The organism is Mycobacterium sp. pUA109 (genome assembly GCF_041287095.1).
GTDB lineage: Bacteria > Actinomycetota > Actinomycetes > Mycobacteriales > Mycobacteriaceae > Mycobacterium.
In genome coordinates, this window is the sequence record NZ_JBGGKS010000016.1 from 89649 (window position 1) to 106991 (window position 17343).

The following is a 17343-nucleotide window of genomic DNA, read 5'->3' on the forward strand; positions in this document are numbered from 1 at the left end:
CGGCGTTCGGAGCACGGGTCCAACAAGCATTACGATGTCAGCACCGGCCCGTCGGCCTGGCTGACCGCGGCGATGTGCGTGCTGATCACCGGGTGCTGTATCGGCGGAATCGTGTTCGGCGGCAAGACCAAAGCGTAGGTGCCGCCCCGGTAGGTCCACCCGGGCCGACCGGCACGGCGCGCTGCCCGTTCGCCGAACGTGCGGCTACGGCGGCATTTTCGCGGTTTTTCCGCCCTGGACGCACGCTCGGCGCGACGGGCGAGCACGCTCGGCGCATCGAGTCGTCCGGCGCGACGGGCGGGCACGCTCGGCGCAGTGCGTGGGGCGGCGAGGTCAGTCTTCGTCGCTGCGCCGACCGATCGCCCGCCAGCGCCGCGCCGGGACCTCGGTGACGTCGGACAGCGAGCGCACCACGGCCTGGGTCAACCCCATGATCGCCGCCATCAGCGGCAGCATCGGCTGCAACGGCTTGGCCACCGACCGCACCGTGCTGATGCGGCGCGCGACGACGAGCCGCTCGATCGCGTGGTACAGCCAGGCGCCCACCCCCAGCGCGTAGATCGCCAACGCCGCGGCGAGCGCCGCCCACCCGTAAGCCGCGCACACCACCGCGCCCAGCACCACCGTCGCCGCCATTGCCCCGGCGATCAGCACGCGCAGCTCCAGGCGGGTCACGAGGTGCCGCTCCTCCTCATCGCTTCGCTACCGGCGGGTCACGGTTCCTGGCTGCCCCGCACTGCTTGGGCGGCCGCGCGGATCTGCGGCGTCACCAACATCACCTGCCCCAGCACGCCGTTGACGAAACCCGGCGAGTCGTCGGTGGACAGCTCCTTGGCCAATTGCACCGCCTCGTCGACGGCGACCGGCTCCGGCACGTCGTCGGCGTGCAGCAGCTCCCACACCGCGACCCGCAGGATGGCCCGGTCCACCGCGGGCAGCCGCTCCAGCGTCCAGCCCTGCAGATGCGAGGTGATCAGGTCGTCGATGTGGGCGGCGTGCTCGGTCACCCCGCGGGCCACCGCCGCCGTGTACGGGTGCACCGCGGCCACCTCCGGTTTGGCCGCGGCCAGCGCGGTGCGCGCCTCGGCCGCCGCCGCCGGGGTCAACCCGCGGGCCTCGGCCTCGAACAGCAGGTCGACGGCGCGTTTGCGGGCCTGATGCCGGCCCTTGACCGGCTTGCCGTCAGGCATGGTCAGGCATTCACGCGGCCCAGGTAGCTGCCGTCGCGGGTGTCGACCTTGATCTTGTCGCCGGTGTTGATGAACAGCGGCACATTGATCTGCGCCCCGGTTTCCACGGTGGCCGGTTTGGTGCCGGCGTTGGACCGGTCGCCCTGCAGGCCCGGCTCGGTGTGAGTGATCTCCAGCTCGACGCTGACCGGCAGCTCCAGGTACAGCGGGGCGCCGTTGTGGAACGCGATCTGCACCGGCATGCTCTCCAGCAGGTAGTTCGCTGCGTCGCCGACCAGCGTCTCGGGCAGCGGGTGCTGCTCGTAGTCCTCGCTGTCCATGAACACGAAGTCCGAGCCGTCGCGGTACAGGTAGGTGGTGTCGCGCCGGTCCACGGTGGCGGTCTCCACCTTGACCCCGGCGTTGTAGGTCTTGTCGACCACCTTGCCGGACACCACGTTCTTCAGCTTGGTCCGCACGAACGCCGGACCCTTACCTGGTTTGACGTGCTGGAACTCGACGATCTGCCACAGCTGGCCGTCGATGACCAGCACGAGTCCGTTCTTGAAGTCGGCAGTGGATGCCACGTCGGTATGTCTCCTACAAGATGGTCAGTTCCTTGGGGAACCGGGTCAGCAATTCCGGGTCCTGCCCGGCGGTGTCCGGGGCCACGACCAGCGTGTCCTCAATGCGAACACCGCCGCGCTCGGGCAAATAGACACCGGGCTCCACGGTCACCACGGAGCCCGCAAGCAGTGTACCGGCGGCCTTCGCGTTGATCCCGGGCGCTTCGTGGATTTCCAGCCCCACCCCGTGGCCCAGGCCGTGGCCGAAGCGCTCGCCGTGGCCGGCGTCGGCGATCACCCGGCGCGCCGCGCCGTCCACCTCGGCCAGGTCGGCGCCGGCCGCCAGCGCGTCGCGGCCGGCCCGCTGGGCGGCGGACACCAACCGGTAGACGTCGCGCTGCCAGTCGGCGGCCGGCCCCAGGATGAACGTGCGGGTCATATCGGAGTGGTAGCCGGCCACCAGCGCCCCGAAATCGATCTTGATGAAGTCGCCGGCGGCCAACACCGCGTCGGTCGGCCGGTGATGCGGGATGGCCGAGTTGGCCCCGGCGGCCACGATCGTCTCGAACGACGCCCCGTCGGCGCCGTGGTCGAGCATCAGCGCCTCCAGCTCCCGCCCCACCTCGCGCTCGGTGCGGCCCGGCCGCAGCCCGCCCCGGTCCAGCAAGTCGGTCAGCGCGGCGTCGGCGGCCTCGCAGGCCAGCCGCAGCAGCGCCAGCTCGCCGGCGTCCTTGACCTCGCGCAGCGCCTCCACCGTGCCGGCCGCGCGCACCAGCTCGGTGGTCGCCGGGTCCACCTCGGTGGTCAGCGCCTCAAACCCGTCCACGGTGAGCACGTGGCTCTCAAAGCCCAGCCGACCCACCTTGGCCGCGGCGGCCCGCGCCACCAGGTGCCGCCCGCAGGCCCGCTCGATGGCCACCTCGAGGTCGGGGGCCTGCTGCGCGGCCTGGGTGCGGTAGCGGCCGTCGGTGGCCAGCACCGGCGGCCGCTCGTCGGCGAACACCAGCAGCGCGGCGTTGGAGCCGGTGAACCCGGACAGGTAGCGCACGTTGGTCAGGTCGCTGACCAGCATCGCGTCCAGTTCGGCCGCCTGTAGGCGGGCGCGCAGGTTGTCGCAGCGCTGGGAATGTGTCACGTCCGTCGACGGTACTCGCTACGCTGTGGCCCCATGAGGAACTGGTTGTTGCGCGGATTGGTGTTGGCGGCCGCGATGCTCGTGGTCCGGGTGGTGCAGGGTGCGCTGATCAACACCTTCCCGACGTGGTCGGGGTTGATCAGCGTGGCGCTGGTGTTGCTGTTCGCGATCGGGGCGGTGGTCTGGGGGCTGCGCGACGGCCGCGCCGACGCGATGGCCAACCCGGACCCGGATCGCCGGGCCGACTTGGCGATGGTCTGGCTGGTCGCCGGTCTGGTGGCCGGGGCGCTGAGCGGCGTGGTGGCGTGGCTGCTCGGGCTGTTCGACAAGGCGCTGTACACCGGCGGGATCCTCAACGAGCTCACCACCTTCGCCGCGTTCACCGCCCTGCTCGTGTTCTTGGCGGCGCTGGCCGGGGTGGCGATCGGCCGGTGGCGGGTCGACCGGCAGCTGGCGAAGGCGCCGGTGCGGCACCACGGCCTGGCCGCCGGCGAGGACCGGGCCGACACCGACGTGTTCGCCGCGGTCAGCGTGGGCGGTGCCGAGGCCGGCGAAGACGCGACGGCGGCCGCGAGCGCGGTGACCTCCGGGGGCGCGCACTACCGCGACGCCGGCCCGGTCCAGGAGTTCCCCACCGAGGCGGCCGGCGGTATTGCGCCGGACGAGGAGACCACCGGCGTCATCCGTCCCGAGGACCGGCCGCAGCCCTAACCGGTTTCCGCCAGGTACCGCAGCGCCAGCAGGTAGCCCTGCACGCCGAGGCCTACGATCACGCCGGTGGCGATCGGGCTCAGATAGGAGTGCCGCCGAAACTCCTCGCGGGCATGCACATTGGAGATGTGCACCTCGATCAGTGGGGCACGCAGTTCGGCGCACGCGTCGCGCAGCACCACCGAAGTGTGGGTCAGGCCACCGGCATTGAGGATCACCGGTTCGCCGGCGTCGGCGGCGGCGTGGATCCATTCCAGCAGCTGGGCTTCGCTGTCGCTTTGCCGCACCACCACTTTCACGCCGAGGTCGGCGGCCTCGACTTCCAGGAGCGCCACCAGGTCGTCGTGGGTGGTGTCGCCGTACACCTCGGGTTCGCGGCGGCCCAGCCGACCCAGATTCGGACCGTTGAAGACGTTGATGGTCATCGGGTGCCCACCTCCGCGTAGGCCGCCGCCAGCAGCGACGGGTCCGGGGCCTCGAGCCGGCCGGGTTTGGCCAGCGCGTCCAGCACGACGAACCGCAACACGCCGGCCCGGGTCTTCTTGTCGCCAGCCATGTATTCCAGCAGCTGGGGCAGCGCGTCGGCGTCGTAGCTGACCGGCAAACCCAGCGACGTCAGGATCGTCCGGTGCCGGTCGGCGGTGGCGTCATCAAGCCGGCCGGCCAGCCGGCCCAGCTCGGCGGCGAACACCAACCCCACCGACACGGCCGCGCCGTGCCGCCACTGGTAGCGTTCCCGGCGCTCGATCGCGTGCGCCAACGTGTGCCCGTAGTTGAGGATTTCGCGCAGCTGCGACTCTTTTTCGTCGGCGGCCACGACCTCGGCCTTGACGATGATCGCCCGGCGGATCAGCTCGGGCAGCACCGCACCGGCGGGGTCCAGCGCGGCGGCCGGGTCGGCTTCGATGAGGTCCAGGATCACCGGGTCGGCGATGAAACCGGCCTTGACGATTTCGGCCATGCCGGCCACGATCTCGTTGCGCGGCAACGTTTCCAGGGTCGCCAGGTCGACCAGCACCGCGGCCGGCTGGTGGAAGGCGCCCACCAGGTTCTTGCCGGCGTCGGTGTTGATGCCGGTTTTGCCGCCGACGGCCGCGTCGACCATGCCCAGCAGGGTGGTCGGCACGTGCACGATCGACACCCCGCGCAGCCAGGTCGCCGCGGCGAAGCCGGCCACATCGGTGGCCGCGCCGCCGCCCAGGCTAACCAACGCGTCTTTGCGGTCGATCCCGATGCGGCCCAACACTTCCCAGATGAAGCCGACGACCGGCAGATCCTTGCCGGCTTCGGCGTCGGGGATTTCGATGCGGTGCGCGTCGATGCCCCGCTCGGCCAGGTAGCTGCGGACCGCTTCGGCGGTTTCGGTCAGCGTCGGCTGGTGCAGGATCGCGACCCGGTGCCGCCCGGCCAGCACCTCGCCCAGCTCGCCAAGCAGCCCGGTGCCGATCAGCACCGGGTACGGCGGGTCGACGGCCACCTGCACGGTGACCGGCGCGGTGTCGGCGGTCATTTGCGGATCCCGGCCCGCCGGGCGGCCAGCGCGGCGGGCGTGGCCGGGGTGGGCGGCGACGACGGCTCGGCGGTACCGGCCGCGGTCTCCAGTTGCACCGGCGGGGACTTGCGGGCCGGGGAACGGCGCCACCGCGCCGAGCTGGGCCGCCGCCGCGCGGGCGCCACCGGGTTCTCCAGCCGCGCCACGATGTAGCGGACCACCGCGCCCGGGTTGCGCCGGTTGGTGTTCACCCGAAACGTCGCGACCCGGCGGTACAACGGAACCCGGTGGGCCATCAGGGCCCGGAATTTCTCGGCGCGGTCCCCGCCGGCCAGCAGCGGCCGGACCGTGTTGCCGCCGGTGCGCCGCACCCCTTCGGCGGCGCTGATCTCCAGGAAGACCACGGTGTGCCCGGCCAGCGCGTCGCGGACCCCGTCGGTGGTGACGGCGCCGCCGCCCAGCGACAGCACCCCGTCGTGCTCGTCGAGGGCCTGCCGGATCACCTGCTCCTCGATGCGGCGGAACTCGGCTTCCCCGTCGGTGGCGAAGATGTCGGCGATGGTCCGTCCGGTCTGCTGCTCGATCGCGGCGTCGGTGTCGAGCATGTCCACCCCCAGCGTCTTGGCCAGCCGACGCCCGATCGTGGACTTACCCGAGCCGGGCAGCCCCACCAGTACGGCCTTGGGCGCCATCACCCCGAGGCCCGCACGTCGTCGGTCGCCGGTTCCCGCTCGGCCACCGCGTGCCGGTAGGCCTCGATGTTGCGTCGGGTTTCGGTCAGCGAGTCGCCGCCGAACTTCTCCAGCGCGGCGCGAGCCAACACCAGCGCCACCATGGTTTCGACGACCACCCCGGCGGCGGGGACCGCGCACACGTCGGAGCGCTGGTGGATGGCGACGGCCTCCTCGCCGGTGGTCATATCCACGGTGGCCAGCGCCCGCGGCACGGTGGAGATCGGTTTCATCGCCGCCCGCACCCGCAACGGTTGGCCGTTGGTCATGCCGCCTTCGAGCCCACCGGCCCGGTTGGTGGAGCGCACCACGCCGTCGGGGCCCGGATACATCTCGTCGTGGGCGGCGCTGCCGCGGCGGCGGGCGGTGGCGAACCCGTCGCCGATCTCGACGCCCTTGATCGCCTGGATGCCCATCACCGCGGCGGCGAGCTGCCCGTCGAGCCGGTTGTCGCCGCTGGTGAACGACCCCAGCCCGACCGGCAGGCCGCTGGCGACCACCTCCACCACGCCGCCGAGGGTGTCGCCGTCCTTCTTGGCGGCTTCGATCTCGGCGATCATGGCTTCCTCGGCCGCCTTGTCGTAGGCCCGCACCGAGCTGGCGTCGATGCCGGGCAGGTCGGCGGGCTGCGGCGGCGGGCCGTCGTAGGGTTCCGACGCGCCGATCGACACGACGTGCGAGAGCACCTCGACGCCGAGGGCCTGCTTGAGGAACTGCCGCGCGATCGTCCCGGCGGCCACCCGGGCGGCCGTCTCGCGGGCGCTGGCCCGCTCCAACACCGGCCGGGCGTCGTCGTAGCCGTACTTGAGCATGCCGGCGTAGTCGGCGTGGCCGGGCCGGGGCCGGGTCAGCGGCGCGTTGCGGGCCACGTCGAGTTGGGCGGGGTCGACGGGGTCGGCGGCCATCACCTGTTCCCACTTGGGCCATTCGGTGTTGCCGATCTCCACGGCGATCGGCCCGCCCAGGGTGGCGCCGTGCCGCACCCCGGCCAGCAGCGTCACCTGGTCGCGCTCGAACTTCATCCGGGCGCCGCGGCCGTAGCCGAGCCGGCGGCGGGCCAGCTGGTCGGCGATGTCCTCAGACGTGATCGTCACCCCGGCGACCATGCCTTCGACGACGGCCACTAACGCGCGGCCGTGGGATTCACCGGCGGTCGTCCAACGCAACACGTGTCCCATCTTCCCATGTCGGGTGCTACCGGCCCAAAAACCGGGCCCGTGCCGCCCGGCGACACCCAACGTGCGCTCAGGGTGGAATCTGGGCGCGATTGTCGCCCTGGCTGCACACTCGGCGATCGGTGACCCGCGGACTAGGTGTGCGTCTTGGTTCGGGATGCGACGACGTAGCCGGGGTCGTCGTCGGAATTGAGAGTGAGATCCCAGTTAGTGTGGTCCGCCAAGTGGTGATAGATCCGCCGCGCAAGGCGTTGACGGGTAGCGACATCGCCCGCGTGGTACACCTCGACGATCCACTGTCCCGGGTAATCGCTGTGCGGGTATAGCAGGACTCGTGTGCGGTCATCGACCTGCAGATAGGGCCGACCGTCGTGCAAGCAAGACACTGGCACCGACAGCAGGGCGGAGACGGTCTCCGCAACTTGGTTCATCGAGTCGGCGCCAGCGATGTCGATGTCGTCTACAGCCGCCACTGTGGCACCTCCTCACCAACTACTCGCATCGCCATCCGATCGACCACCATGATAGTGACGATCCTGTCGGGGTACTGGTCGCAAAGCCGCTGCATGGCGGGCGCTACCTCATCGATCGCAAGCGACGAACTGGAGATGTCCACGATGAACCGTGGTCCTTGGTTGTCGCGCCGCTTCTTTACCTGGGTTTGAATGTTTCCCGTCCTGCTCGATGAGGACCACTTGAAATCGGCCAGTACATCATTGACGTACGCGTCGGCCGTCGACTCAACGTCTGCTTCACGCAGCACGACGCGGAAACCGAACTTCGCCAACCGAGCCGCGGTGTCGAGTTCGTGCTGTGCTACATGGCGCACCCGCGAGCGATCGACACTGCCCCGACAACCCGCATCGCCGCCCTGCATAGCCGAACCACACCTACACCGCGGCCAGCGTGACGGGCAACGCGCAGACAGAAATTGCGGAAGCCGTCTTCGGAATGGTGTTCATGGCGAAACCTGTCGTCGTGTGTACGAGCTGGTAGTACCAACGGCCTACGACATGTTCGGGCACCCGGTCAGGCCTCAGGAACCTCAGCAGCCTCTTGCGTCGCTGTCCGGAGGATTAGGGCCTTCGCGGAACGGATATCGCCATTGATAGCAGACCAGCGGTGATATCGGATATGCCATCGACTTCGAGCAATACCACCTGGTTGGGAGCGGATGCCGGAGTGGCTCCTGGTAGCCAAGTGGCCAGACGTAGCCAAGTGACCGGGGGGTGCTGCGCGTCACCCGGAAGAAATGCTCACCACAGCACCAGCCCCACCGCGACGGCGCTGGCCACACACATCCCCACCCCGTGCGCCACCACGCGCACCCCGCGCAGCAGCGCCCACCCCGCGGTCAGCACCGGCGCGCCCAGCGCCGCCAACACCCACACGTCGACACCGAAACACCCGGTCAAAGCGCCGACACCGAGCGCCAGCTTGACGTCCCCGGCGCCCAACGCCGTCGGCACCACCAGGTGCACCAGCAGATACACCCCGGCCAGCGCCAACGCCCCCGCCGCCGCCGGCCCGCCGCGGCCGGCCAGCGCGGCACCGGCCAGGATCGACACCGCGCCGGGCAGGGTGAGCCAGTTCGGCAGCCGACGGCACACCGCGTCGTAGCCGCTGAGCGCCCCCAGCCACAGCAGCACCGCCCCCGCCAGCATGCGGCAGGCTAACCCAGCGCCGCCTCCATCGCCGCTCGCGGAGCCGGGCGCCCTGTGAACAATTCCACCTGGGTGAACGCCTGATGCAGCAACATCTGCAGGCCGCTGATCACCCGGCCACCGGCGGTCGCCACCGCCGCCGCCAGCGGCGTCGGCCACGGGTCGTAGATGGCGTCCAGCAGCACCGGCACCGGCGCCAGCACCGGCGCGTACCGCGCGGCCACCTCGGCCGGCACGGTGGACACCAGCGCCGCCGAGGCCGCCGCCACCTCGGCCAATCCGGCATCGTCGAGGCCGCAGAAGACGGTCGGCACCCCCAGCCCGGCGCCGAGGTCCACCAACCGGGCGGCCTTGTCCGGGTTGCGGGCCACCACGGTGATCCCGTCGACGCCGAGATCGGCCAGCGCCGCCACCGCCGCCGGGGCGGTCCCGCCCGAGCCGAGGACCACGGCGCGCCCGGACACCGCGCCCAGTGCGCCGCGCACCCCGTCGATGTCGGTGTTGTCGGCGTGCCACCCGTCGGCGCCGCGTACCAAGGTGTTGGCCGAGCCGACCAACTCCGCGCGCGCCGTCGCCGAGTCGGCGCACGCCAGCGCGGCGAACTTGCCCGGCATGGTCACCGACACCCCGACCCACTCCGGCCCGAAACCGCGGACCAGCCGCGGCAACTCGTCGGCGCCGCAGTCGATGCGGTCATAGCTCCAGTCGTGCAGGCCCAGCGCGCGGTAGGCCGCCAGATGCAGCTGCGGGGAGCGCGAATGCGCGACCGGCGACCCCAGCACGGCCGCCTTGCGGGCGCTCATCGGGTGCTGTCGAGGACACCGTTGCGTCGGGCCAGCTCGATGTTGGCCAGATGCTGCTGGTAGTCCCGGGTGAACAGCGTGGTGCCCGCGTCGTCGATGGTCACGAAGTACAGCCAGTCCCCCTCCGCCGGCCGCTCGGCCGCACCGAGCGCCTCCACCCCGGGGGAACAGATCGGGGTGGCCGGAAGCCCGTGCAGCAGATAGGTGTTCCACGGCGTGTGCTGGGCGCGGTCGGCGTCGGTGGTGGCCACCTCCCGACGGTCCAACGGGTAGTTCACCGTCGAGTCGAATTCCAGGCTGCGGTGCTCGTTGAGCCGGTTGTAGATGACCCGGGCCACCTTGGGAAAGTCCTGTGGCTTGGCTTCGCGCTGCACCAGCGCCGCCACCACCAGCACGTCGTAGGGCGTCATGTTCAACGCGGTGGCGGTGTCCTGCAGCCCGGACTGCGCGTAGCTGGCGGCGCTGTCGGCGATCAGGGTGCCCAGGATTTTCTGGGCCGAGGCCGACGGGTTGACGTTCCAGGTGCCCGGCGCGATCAGGCCCTCGACCCGGCGATGGTCGTCGCCCATCGCCGTCACCTGCTGGGTGGCCCAGGGCGGCACCGACAGCGCGGCCAGCGGGCCGGTGCCGGCCGCCGCCCGCAGGTCGTCCACGTTGACGCAGCGCCGGTCCCCGTCCAGATCCACGCAGCTGGCCTTGGAGATCAGGCTGAAGATGCCGTCGGTGACCGCGTTGGATTTCATGTCGGTGGTGTCGTCGAGCTGACGGCCCTCCGGGATCACCAGCCGGCCCACCCGGTTGTTGGGGTCGACCAGCCGCGTGACCGCCGACGATGCCGGGATCTCGGTGCGGGTCTTATAGAAACCGGGCTGGATCGCCGAAATCTTGGAGTTGCCGTGCGCGGCGTCGACGAACGCCTTGACGGTTTTCACCACACCGTGGGTGTGCAGCGTCTCGGCGATCGCGGTGGTCGAGTCGCCGGTGTGGACCTCGATCACCAGATCCCGTTTGCCGTCGCCGCGGTAGTCGTTAGACGGGCCGGAAAAGCTGTGCCACAGCTTGGAGCCGAGGAACACCGCGGCCACGATGACCACGATCAGCGCGGCGATGGCGAACCCGCTGGCGAGGCGATGCCGGCGGTGACCCCGCTGGGCCCGGTTGCGCTCGGCGCGGCTCATCGCCCGGCGGGGCGGTCCGACGGCCTCCGGGCGGGCTCGGCGGGATTCAGGCACCGTTGACCCCCCCGGGCGGCGTCAGCGCGCCGCGCTGCTGATCCAGCCAGCTCTGCAGGATCGCCACCGCCGCCGCCTGGTCGATGATGCCGCGTTGGCCCTTGGCGCGTATCCCGGCGGCCCGCAGCGACCGCTGCGCGCTGACCGTGGTCAGCCGCTCGTCGGCCAGCCGCACCGGGATCGGGTCGATGCGCCGCGCCAACGCGTCGGCCAGGTGGATCGCATCGCGGGCCGCGGGCCCGGTCCGGTCGGCCAGGGTGCGCGGGAAGCCGACCACGACCTCGACGGCCGCGTACTCGGCGACCAGCTCGGCGATCCGGGCCAGGTGGGTATTGGACTTCTCCCGACGCACGGTCTCCACCGGGGTGGCCAGGATGCCGTCCGGGTCGCTGCAGGCCACCCCGATCCGCACACTGCCCACGTCGATGCCCAGCCGCCGCCCCCGGACCGGCCCGGCGGGCCGGTCCGGCAGACGATGTGTGTCGGTCACCGGCTAACTCCGCGCGATCTCGGCCCGGACCGCGTCGAGAGCAGCCTCGATCCCGGACGGATTCTTCCCCGACCCCTGTGCCAGGTCGGCCTTGCCGCCGCCGCGGCCGTCCACCTGCACCGCCAACGCTTTGACCAGGTCGTTGGCGCGCAGCCCGGCGTCCTGGGCGGCGGCGTTGACGGCAACCGCGTAGGGCACCGAGTCGTCGCCCTCGGCGATCAACGCCACCACGGCGGGATCGCTGCCGAGCTTGCCGCGGATATCACCGACCAGCGACCGCAGGTCCCCCGCCGTCATCCCGCCGGACATCCGCTGCGCCACCAGTCGGACATTACCGATGCGCTCGGCGCCGGCGGCGGCATTTGCGGCGGCGGCCCGCGCCGAGGCCAGTCGGGCGCGTTCGAGTTCCTTCTCGGCGGCCTTGAGCCGGTCCACCAGGGTGGCCACCCGGGCCGGCACCTCCTCGGAGGGCACCTTGAGCGACGACGCCAGCCCCGCCATCAGGGCCCGTTCCTTGGCCAGGTGCCGGAACGACTCCAACCCGACGTAGGCCTCCACCCGGCGCACCCCGGAACCCACCGAGGACTCGCCCAGGATGGTGACCGGGCCGATCTGCGCCGAGTTGTGCACGTGGGTGCCGCCGCACAGCTCCAGCGAGAACGGGCCGCCGATCTCGACCACCCGGACCCGCTCGGGGTAGCGCTCCCCGAACATCGCCATGGCGCCCATCGCCTTGGCTTTCTCCAGCTCTTCGGTGAAGGTGTGCACCGCGAAGTCGGCTTGCACCGCCTCGTTGGTGACCTCCTCGACCTGGCGGCGCTGCTCGTCGGTCAACGGGCCCTGCCAGTTGAAGTCGAACCGCAGATACCCGGGCCGGTTCAGCGACCCGGCCTGAACGGCGTTGGGCCCCAAGACTTGCCGCAGCGCGGCGTGCACCATGTGGGTGCCCGAATGACCCTGGGTGGCGCCTTTGCGCCACGCCGGGTCCACCGCGGCGATGACGGTGTCGCCCTCGACGAATTCCCCGGACTCCACGTTGACCCGGTGCACCCACAGTGTTTGGGCAATCTTTTGTACATCGGTGACGGCGGCCTTGGCAGTGGCGCCGCCACTGATCGTGCCGGCGTCGGCGATCTGCCCGCCGGCTTCGGCGTACAGCGGGGTGCGGTCCAGCACCAGCTCCACCCGGTCGGCGCTCACCGCGTCACCGTGACTCACCACCGGCACCCGTTTGCCGTCGACGAACACGCCCAGGATCCGCGCCTCCGAGGTCAGCTCGTCGAACCCGGTGAACTCGGTGGGCCCGGCGTCGATCAGCTCCCGGTAGGCGCTCAGGTCGGCGTGGGCGTGTTTGCGGGCGGCGGCGTCGGCCTTGGCGCGTTGCCGCTGCTCGGCCATCAGGGTGCGGAACCCGGCTTCGTCGACGGCCAGGCCGGCTTCCGAGGCCATCTCCAGGGTGAGCTCGATCGGGAAGCCGTAGGTGTCGTGCAGGGTGAACGCGTCGGTGCCGGACAGCACCGTGGCACCGGCGGCCTTGGTGGCCTGGGCGGCGTCGTCGAACAGCTTGGACCCGGACGCCAGGGTGCGGTTGAACGCGGTCTCCTCGGCCACCGCGATCCGGTGGATCCGATCGAAGTCGCTGACCAGCTCCGGATACGACGGGCCCATCGCGTCGCGGACGCATGCCATCAGCTCGCCGACGATGGGGCCGTCGATGCCCAGCAGCTTGGCCGAGCGGATCACCCGGCGCAGCAGGCGGCGCAGCACGTAGCCGCGGCCGTCGTTGCCGGGGCTGACGCCGTCGCCGATCAGGATCGCCGCGGTGCGGGAATGGTCGGCGATGATGCGGTAACGCACGTCGTCGTCGTGGCTGCCGATGTCGTAGCCGCGGGGAGCTTTGCGGGCCACGGTGTCGATCACCGGCCGCAGCAGATCGGTTTCGTAGACGTTGTGCACGCCCTGCAGCAAAAACGCCACCCGCTCGACACCCATCCCGGTGTCGATGTTCTTGCGCGGCAACGGCCCCAGCACCTCGAAGTCCTCTTTGGAGGCGCCCTCGCCGCGCTCGTTTTCCATGAACACGAGGTTCCAGATCTCGAGGTAGCGGTCCTCGTTGGCGATCGGGCCGCCGTCGACGCCGAATTCCGGGCCGCGGTCGTAGTAGATCTCCGAGGACGGGCCGCACGGGCCGGGGATGCCCATCGACCAATAGTTGTCGGCCATGCCGCGGCGCTGGATCCGGTCGGCGGGCAGACCGGCGATCTGCTGCCACAGCCCCACGGCCTCGTCGTCGTCCAAATAGACGGTGACCCACAGCTTCTCCGGGTCAAACCCGTAGCCACCGTCGTCGATGCTGGCGGTCAGCAGCGACCACGCCAACTCGATGGCGCGCTTCTTGAAGTAGTCGCCGAACGAGAAGTTGCCGGCCATCTGGAAGAAGGTGTTGTGCCGGGTGGTGACCCCGACCTCGTCGATGTCGGGGGTGCGGATGCATTTCTGGATGCTGGTGGCCGTCGGGTACGGCGGGGTGCGCTGGCCGAGGAAGTACGGCACGAACTGCACCATGCCGGCGTTGACGAACAGCAGGTTGGGGTCGTCGAGGATCACCGAGGCGCTGGGCACCTCGGTGTGGCCCGCCTTCACGAAATGATCGAGGAACCGTTTCCTGATCTCGTGTGTCTGCACTTGAAGTCGCTTTCCTGCCGCATCGCACCTTATTAACGGCACTACAGTACCGGTCTTCTCATTCCCTCTTTTACGCCAACGAAGCGGCGGCTGTGGCCGCGGTCACCGGGGCTACCGCGCCGTGGCAGCCCCAACAAAACTCAGCCGTACCGTTCGCCGCGGGTTGTCCCGGTTGAGGTCGACCAGCACCACGGACTGCCAAGTGCCCAGCAGCGGCGCCCCGTCGGCGACCGGCACCGTGATCGACGGCGCCACCAGCGCCGGCATCACGTGGTCGGCGCCGTGGCCCGGTGACCCGTGGGCGTGGCGGTAGCGGTCGTCGCGGGGCAGCAGCCGCTCCAGCGTGTCGACCAGGTCGGCGTCGCTGCCGGCGCCGGTCTCGATGATGGCCACCCCGGCCGTCGCGTGCGGCACGAACACATTGCACAGGCCGTCGCCGTGCCCGGCGCAAAACGACCGGACCTGCGCGGTGAGGTCGACGGTGCGACGCCGCGCGGTGTCGATGTCGAGCACGTGGGTGTCCATATGTCTCCACCCTACGTGGAGACTCTCCGCCGAGCAGACGCAAAAGCCCATTGCCACAGCGGATCCAGCGGAGGAAGGTGGTACCTGGACCGGTGGCGCCACCGGGGCGCTGCCCCGACCGAGGAGCGGATCGTGTACGCACGCTCTAGCACCATTACCGCGCAACCGTCGTCCATTGACGCAGGAATTGCGCATCTTCGCGACGAAGTGATGCCCGCCCTCCAGCAGATTGACGGGTGTGTCGGTGTGTCGTTGTTGGTCGACCGGCAATCCGGTCGCTGCATCGCCACCAGTTCGTGGGAGAACGACGAGGCGATGCACGACAGCGCCGAGCGGGTACGGCCGATTCGGGACCGGGCCGCGGCGACGTTCGGGGGCGCACCCGACGTCGAGGAATGGGATATCGCGGTGCTGCATCGGGAGCACCGCAGCCAGGACGGCTCTGGGGTACGGGCCACCTGGGTCAAGGTGTCCCCGGACCGGGTCGACGAGGGCATCCAGCACTACAAGGACTCGGTGCTGCCGCAACTGGAAAACCTCACCGGGTTCTGCAGCGCCAGCCTGATGGTGGACCGCGCGTCGGGGCGCGCCGTGTCGTGCGCCACCTTCGACAGCGTTGAGGCGATGGAACGCAACCGGGACCAGGCCACCGAGCTCAAGCTCAGGTCGCTGCGGGAGGCGGGCGCCGAGGAACTCGACGAATGTGAATTCGAGCTGGCGCTGGCTCACCTGCGGGTGCCCGAGCTGGTGTAGCCGCTAGCCCCGCGAGGCCCCCGGCGTCGAGATCGACAGCAGCGCGAACAACAGCGAGTGGATGCCGCGCTGGTGTCGATCTCGGCGCACGGCGGCGCCTACGCCCCGTTGATCAGGGCGGCCCGCGCCAGGGTGGCTTGGGCCATCTTGACGTGCGCAGCGTCGACGAGCACCCCGTTGACCCCGACCGCACCCAAACCCTTGGCCTCGCCGTCGCGGTAGGCGGCCATATTGCGTTCGGCTAGCGCGATCTCCTCCGGGGTCGGCGCGTACACCTGGTTGGCGACCGGGATCTGGCTGGGGTGAATCGCCCACTTGCCGGTGTAACCCAGCAGCGACGCGCGTCGGGCTTCCTTCTGGTAGCCGTCGAGGTCGGCGTAGTCGGGATAGGGCGAGTCGATCGCGTCGATCCCGGCGATCCGGGCGGCGACCAGCACCTTGGCGCGGGCGTAGTGCCAAAAGTCGCCGGGGTACTCGCCCAGCGGGACGAAGTTGGTGTCCACCCGGGCGCCCTGGGACAGCGAGAAGTCGCCGACACCGAAGATCAGCGCGTCCACGCGCGGGCTGGCCTTCGCGATCTCCTCGGCGTTGGCCAGGCCCTCGACCTCCTCGATCAGCACCTCCAGCCGGATCTTGCGATCCAGCCCCAGCTTGTCCTCCAGCTGGGTCAACAGCACGTCGACCCACCACACGTCGCGGGCGGTGCACGCCTTGGGCACCACGATGGTGTCCAGATTCGCCCCGGCCGCGGTGACGACCTCGATGATGTCGTCGTGGCACCACTGGGTGTCCAACCCGTTGATCCGGATGGCGCGCGCGGTGCGCCCCCAGTCCAGGTCGTTGAGCGCGGCGATGACCTTGGCCCGGGCGGCCTCTTTATAGGCGGGCGCGGTGGCGTCCTCCAGGTCCAGGAACACCAGGTCGGCCTCCGAGGCGGCCGCCTTGGCGAACATGTTGTCGTTGCTGGCGGGCACGGCAAGCTCCGAGCGGCGCAACAGCGAGGTCATTTCGGTGGTCTCCTTAGTTCACAGCACGCCGCGGGCGCGCAGGTCGTCGATGTCGGATGCGGTCAGGTTCAGCAGCTCGCCGTACACCTCGGTGTTGTGTTCCCCCAGCCGCGGGCCCAGATGCTCGACGCGCCCGGCGGCGTCGGAGAACCGCGGCACCGGGGCCTGCACGGTCATCGCGCCCAGCTGGGAGTCGCCGACCTTGACGAACACCTCGCGGTGGGCGAGCTGCTCGTCGGCGACCAGGTCGGTGATGTCATACACCGGCGCGGCGGCCACCTGTTCGGCGTCGAAGACCGCCACCGCCTCGGCCAGCGTCTTGGTGGCCACCCAGTCGGCGACCACCTGGTCGACCTCGCGGGCCCGGGCCAGCCGCCGCTGCGGGTCGGAGAAGTCGGCGTCGTCGACCAGGTCGGCGCGCCCGATCGCGCGAAACACCCGCAGCGCCAACGCCGGTGAGCTGCCCGACATCGCCAGCCAGCGGCCATCGGCGGTGCGGTAGGTGTTGCGCGGCGCCGAGATGTCCCAGCGGTTGCCGGCCCGGGTGGGCACCAACCCGAGCTGGTCGTAGCCCAGCAGGGTCTGCTCGAGCAGCCGCGCCAGCGGGTCGATCAGGTTGATGTCGATCAGCTGGCCGGGCGCGCCGTGCACGTCGCGGTGATACAGCGCCATCATCACCGCGTAGGCGCCGTTGAGCGAGGCGACCCCGTCGGCCAGCATGAACGGCGGCAACGTCGGGGGCCCGTCGGCCTCGCCGGTGATGTTGGCGAACCCGCTCATCGCCTCCCCGAGGGTGCCGAAGCCGGGTCGCTCACTTTTCGGGCCGGTCAGCCCGAAACCGGTGATGTGCAGCATGACGATGCGGTCGTTGACTTCGCGCAGCGCCGGGTAGTCCAGGCCCCATTTGCGCAGTGTCTGCGGTCGGGTGTTGGCGATCACCACATCGGCGTGTGCCACCAGCTTGCGCACCAGCTGCTGACCGTCGGGCACCCGCAAGTTGCAGGTGATCGACCGTTTGTTGCGGGAGACCGACTTCCACATCAGCCCGACGTCGTCGCGCTGGTTGCCCCAGCTGCGGATCGGATCCCCGCCGTCGGGCTGCTCGATTTTGATCACGTCGGCGCCGAATTCGCCGAGGTAGGTGGCCGCCAGCGGCGCGGCCGCCAGGGTGGCCAAATCCAGCACCCGGATGCCGTCCAGCATCA

The 17343-nt window shown here is 70.5% G+C and carries 19 protein-coding genes and 1 pseudogene; 2 read left to right on the forward strand and 18 right to left on the reverse strand.

Annotated elements, in window-relative coordinates; genetic code table 11:
- Positions 1 to 333: 333 nt before the first annotated feature.
- The 4 genes from ACAG26_RS18695 to ACAG26_RS18710 are packed head-to-tail and all read right to left on the reverse strand — an operon-like array spanning position 334 to position 2870.
- Entirely contained in the window at positions 334 to 675 is a 342-nt protein-coding gene (locus ACAG26_RS18695; protein ID WP_370484562.1) for an antitermination protein NusB, read from the reverse strand.
- A gap of 38 nt (positions 676 to 713) precedes the next feature.
- Positions 714 to 1190 carry a transcription antitermination factor NusB gene (nusB, locus tag ACAG26_RS18700; RefSeq protein WP_370484563.1) on the reverse strand — a complete coding sequence of 159 codons (477 nt, stop codon included), beginning with the start codon at positions 1188 to 1190 and terminating at the stop codon, positions 714 to 716.
- Between the two features lie 2 nt (positions 1191 to 1192).
- Complete coding sequence (gene efp / locus ACAG26_RS18705) at positions 1193 to 1756, reverse strand: elongation factor P (RefSeq protein WP_071029927.1); 564 nt, start codon at positions 1754 to 1756, stop codon at positions 1193 to 1195.
- A 13-nt stretch (positions 1757 to 1769) separates the two neighbouring features.
- The gene (locus ACAG26_RS18710) at positions 1770 to 2870 is read right to left on the reverse strand and encodes a M24 family metallopeptidase (RefSeq protein WP_370484564.1); all 1101 of its coding nucleotides are present in this window, start codon (positions 2868 to 2870) and stop codon (positions 1770 to 1772) included.
- A gap of 33 nt (positions 2871 to 2903) precedes the next feature.
- Here ACAG26_RS18710 and ACAG26_RS18715 point away from each other — a divergent pair, with 33 nt between their 5' ends.
- Positions 2904 to 3581 carry a B-4DMT family transporter gene (locus ACAG26_RS18715; RefSeq protein WP_370484565.1) on the forward strand — a complete coding sequence of 226 codons (678 nt, stop codon included), beginning with the start codon at positions 2904 to 2906 and terminating at the stop codon, positions 3579 to 3581.
- Here ACAG26_RS18715 and aroQ read toward each other — a convergent pair.
- The 12 genes and pseudogenes from aroQ to ACAG26_RS18775 form a co-directional block, all read right to left on the reverse strand.
- The gene (gene aroQ / locus ACAG26_RS18720; RefSeq protein WP_370484566.1) at positions 3578 to 4006 is read right to left on the reverse strand and encodes a type II 3-dehydroquinate dehydratase; all 429 of its coding nucleotides are present in this window, start codon (positions 4004 to 4006) and stop codon (positions 3578 to 3580) included. The genes ACAG26_RS18715 and aroQ overlap by 4 nt on opposite strands.
- A complete protein-coding gene (gene aroB, locus ACAG26_RS18725) occupies positions 4003 to 5091 on the reverse strand; it encodes a 3-dehydroquinate synthase (RefSeq protein ID WP_370484567.1) in 1089 nt (362 codons plus the stop codon). The genes aroQ and aroB overlap by 4 nt, the downstream gene beginning before the upstream one ends.
- Positions 5092 to 5258: 167 nt before the next feature.
- Positions 5259 to 5765 (reverse strand): annotated as a pseudogene (locus tag ACAG26_RS18730) (shikimate kinase); the annotation flags it as partial.
- The gene (gene aroC / locus ACAG26_RS18735; protein ID WP_370484625.1) at positions 5765 to 6973 is read right to left on the reverse strand and encodes a chorismate synthase; all 1209 of its coding nucleotides are present in this window, start codon (positions 6971 to 6973) and stop codon (positions 5765 to 5767) included. The gene aroC and the pseudogene ACAG26_RS18730, both read right to left, overlap by 1 nt.
- 140 nt (positions 6974 to 7113) lie before the next feature.
- Positions 7114 to 7452, reverse strand: a complete 339-nt coding sequence (locus tag ACAG26_RS18740) for a hypothetical protein (RefSeq protein ID WP_370484568.1) — start codon at positions 7450 to 7452, stop codon at positions 7114 to 7116.
- Positions 7440 to 7856 carry a hypothetical protein gene (locus tag ACAG26_RS18745; RefSeq protein WP_370484569.1) on the reverse strand — a complete coding sequence of 139 codons (417 nt, stop codon included), beginning with the start codon at positions 7854 to 7856 and terminating at the stop codon, positions 7440 to 7442. Before ACAG26_RS18745 ends, ACAG26_RS18740 begins: the two co-directional genes overlap by 13 nt.
- A 379-nt stretch (positions 7857 to 8235) precedes the next feature.
- Positions 8236 to 8643 carry a prepilin peptidase gene (locus ACAG26_RS18750; RefSeq protein WP_370484570.1) on the reverse strand — a complete coding sequence of 136 codons (408 nt, stop codon included), beginning with the start codon at positions 8641 to 8643 and terminating at the stop codon, positions 8236 to 8238.
- A gap of 8 nt (positions 8644 to 8651) precedes the next feature.
- Positions 8652 to 9446, reverse strand: coding sequence for a shikimate dehydrogenase (locus tag ACAG26_RS18755; RefSeq protein ID WP_370484571.1), 795 nt, complete (start codon positions 9444 to 9446; stop codon positions 8652 to 8654).
- Positions 9443 to 10624 (reverse strand): endolytic transglycosylase MltG, encoded by a 1182-nt coding sequence (mltG, locus tag ACAG26_RS18760; protein WP_370484626.1) that lies wholly within the window; start codon positions 10622 to 10624, stop codon positions 9443 to 9445. The genes ACAG26_RS18755 and mltG overlap by 4 nt, the downstream gene beginning before the upstream one ends.
- Positions 10625 to 10670: 46 nt before the next feature.
- On the reverse strand, positions 10671 to 11168 hold the full coding sequence (gene ruvX / locus ACAG26_RS18765; RefSeq protein ID WP_370484572.1) for a Holliday junction resolvase RuvX: 498 nt from the start codon (positions 11166 to 11168) through the stop codon (positions 10671 to 10673).
- Between the two features lie 3 nt (positions 11169 to 11171).
- Complete coding sequence (gene alaS, locus ACAG26_RS18770) at positions 11172 to 13853, reverse strand: alanine--tRNA ligase (protein ID WP_370484573.1); 2682 nt, start codon at positions 13851 to 13853, stop codon at positions 11172 to 11174.
- A gap of 111 nt (positions 13854 to 13964) precedes the next feature.
- A complete protein-coding gene (locus ACAG26_RS18775; protein WP_370484627.1) occupies positions 13965 to 14366 on the reverse strand; it encodes a secondary thiamine-phosphate synthase enzyme YjbQ in 402 nt (133 codons plus the stop codon).
- A gap of 144 nt (positions 14367 to 14510) precedes the next feature.
- Here ACAG26_RS18775 and ACAG26_RS18780 point away from each other — a divergent pair, with 144 nt between their 5' ends.
- On the forward strand, positions 14511 to 15131 hold the full coding sequence (locus ACAG26_RS18780) for a hypothetical protein (protein WP_370484574.1): 621 nt from the start codon (positions 14511 to 14513) through the stop codon (positions 15129 to 15131).
- 98 nt (positions 15132 to 15229) lie between these two features.
- On the opposite strand, the gene ACAG26_RS18785 is transcribed toward ACAG26_RS18780, so the two are convergent.
- Both ACAG26_RS18785 and ACAG26_RS18790 read right to left on the reverse strand, forming a co-directional pair.
- Positions 15230 to 16138 (reverse strand): CoA ester lyase, encoded by a 909-nt coding sequence (locus ACAG26_RS18785; RefSeq protein ID WP_370484575.1) that lies wholly within the window; start codon positions 16136 to 16138, stop codon positions 15230 to 15232.
- A gap of 18 nt (positions 16139 to 16156) precedes the next feature.
- Positions 16157 to 17341 (reverse strand): CaiB/BaiF CoA transferase family protein, encoded by a 1185-nt coding sequence (locus ACAG26_RS18790; protein WP_370484628.1) that lies wholly within the window; start codon positions 17339 to 17341, stop codon positions 16157 to 16159.
- Positions 17342 to 17343 lie beyond the last annotated feature (2 nt).

Bases quoted from the DNA above. Each gene is read 5' to 3' on its own strand.
- nusB (WP_370484563.1), bottom strand. From the start codon at position 1,190: ATGCCTGACGGCAAGCCGGTCAAGGGCCGGCATCAGGCCCGCAAACGC.
- ACAG26_RS18715 (WP_370484565.1), top strand. From the start codon at position 2,904: ATGAGGAACTGGTTGTTGCGCGGATTGGTGTTGGCGGCCGCGATGCTC.
- aroQ (WP_370484566.1), bottom strand. From the start codon at position 4,006: ATGACCATCAACGTCTTCAACGGTCCGAATCTGGGTCGGCTGGGCCGC.
- aroB (WP_370484567.1), bottom strand. From the start codon at position 5,091: ATGACCGCCGACACCGCGCCGGTCACCGTGCAGGTGGCCGTCGACCCG.
- ACAG26_RS18745 (WP_370484569.1), bottom strand. From the start codon at position 7,856: ATGCAGGGCGGCGATGCGGGTTGTCGGGGCAGTGTCGATCGCTCGCGG.
- ACAG26_RS18750 (WP_370484570.1), bottom strand. From the start codon at position 8,643: ATGCTGGCGGGGGCGGTGCTGCTGTGGCTGGGGGCGCTCAGCGGCTAC.
- ACAG26_RS18755 (WP_370484571.1), bottom strand. From the start codon at position 9,446: ATGAGCGCCCGCAAGGCGGCCGTGCTGGGGTCGCCGGTCGCGCATTCG.
- mltG (WP_370484626.1), bottom strand. From the start codon at position 10,624: ATGAGCCGCGCCGAGCGCAACCGGGCCCAGCGGGGTCACCGCCGGCAT.
- ACAG26_RS18785 (WP_370484575.1), bottom strand. From the start codon at position 16,138: ATGACCTCGCTGTTGCGCCGCTCGGAGCTTGCCGTGCCCGCCAGCAAC.
- ACAG26_RS18790 (WP_370484628.1), bottom strand. From the start codon at position 17,341: ATGCTGGACGGCATCCGGGTGCTGGATTTGGCCACCCTGGCGGCCGCG.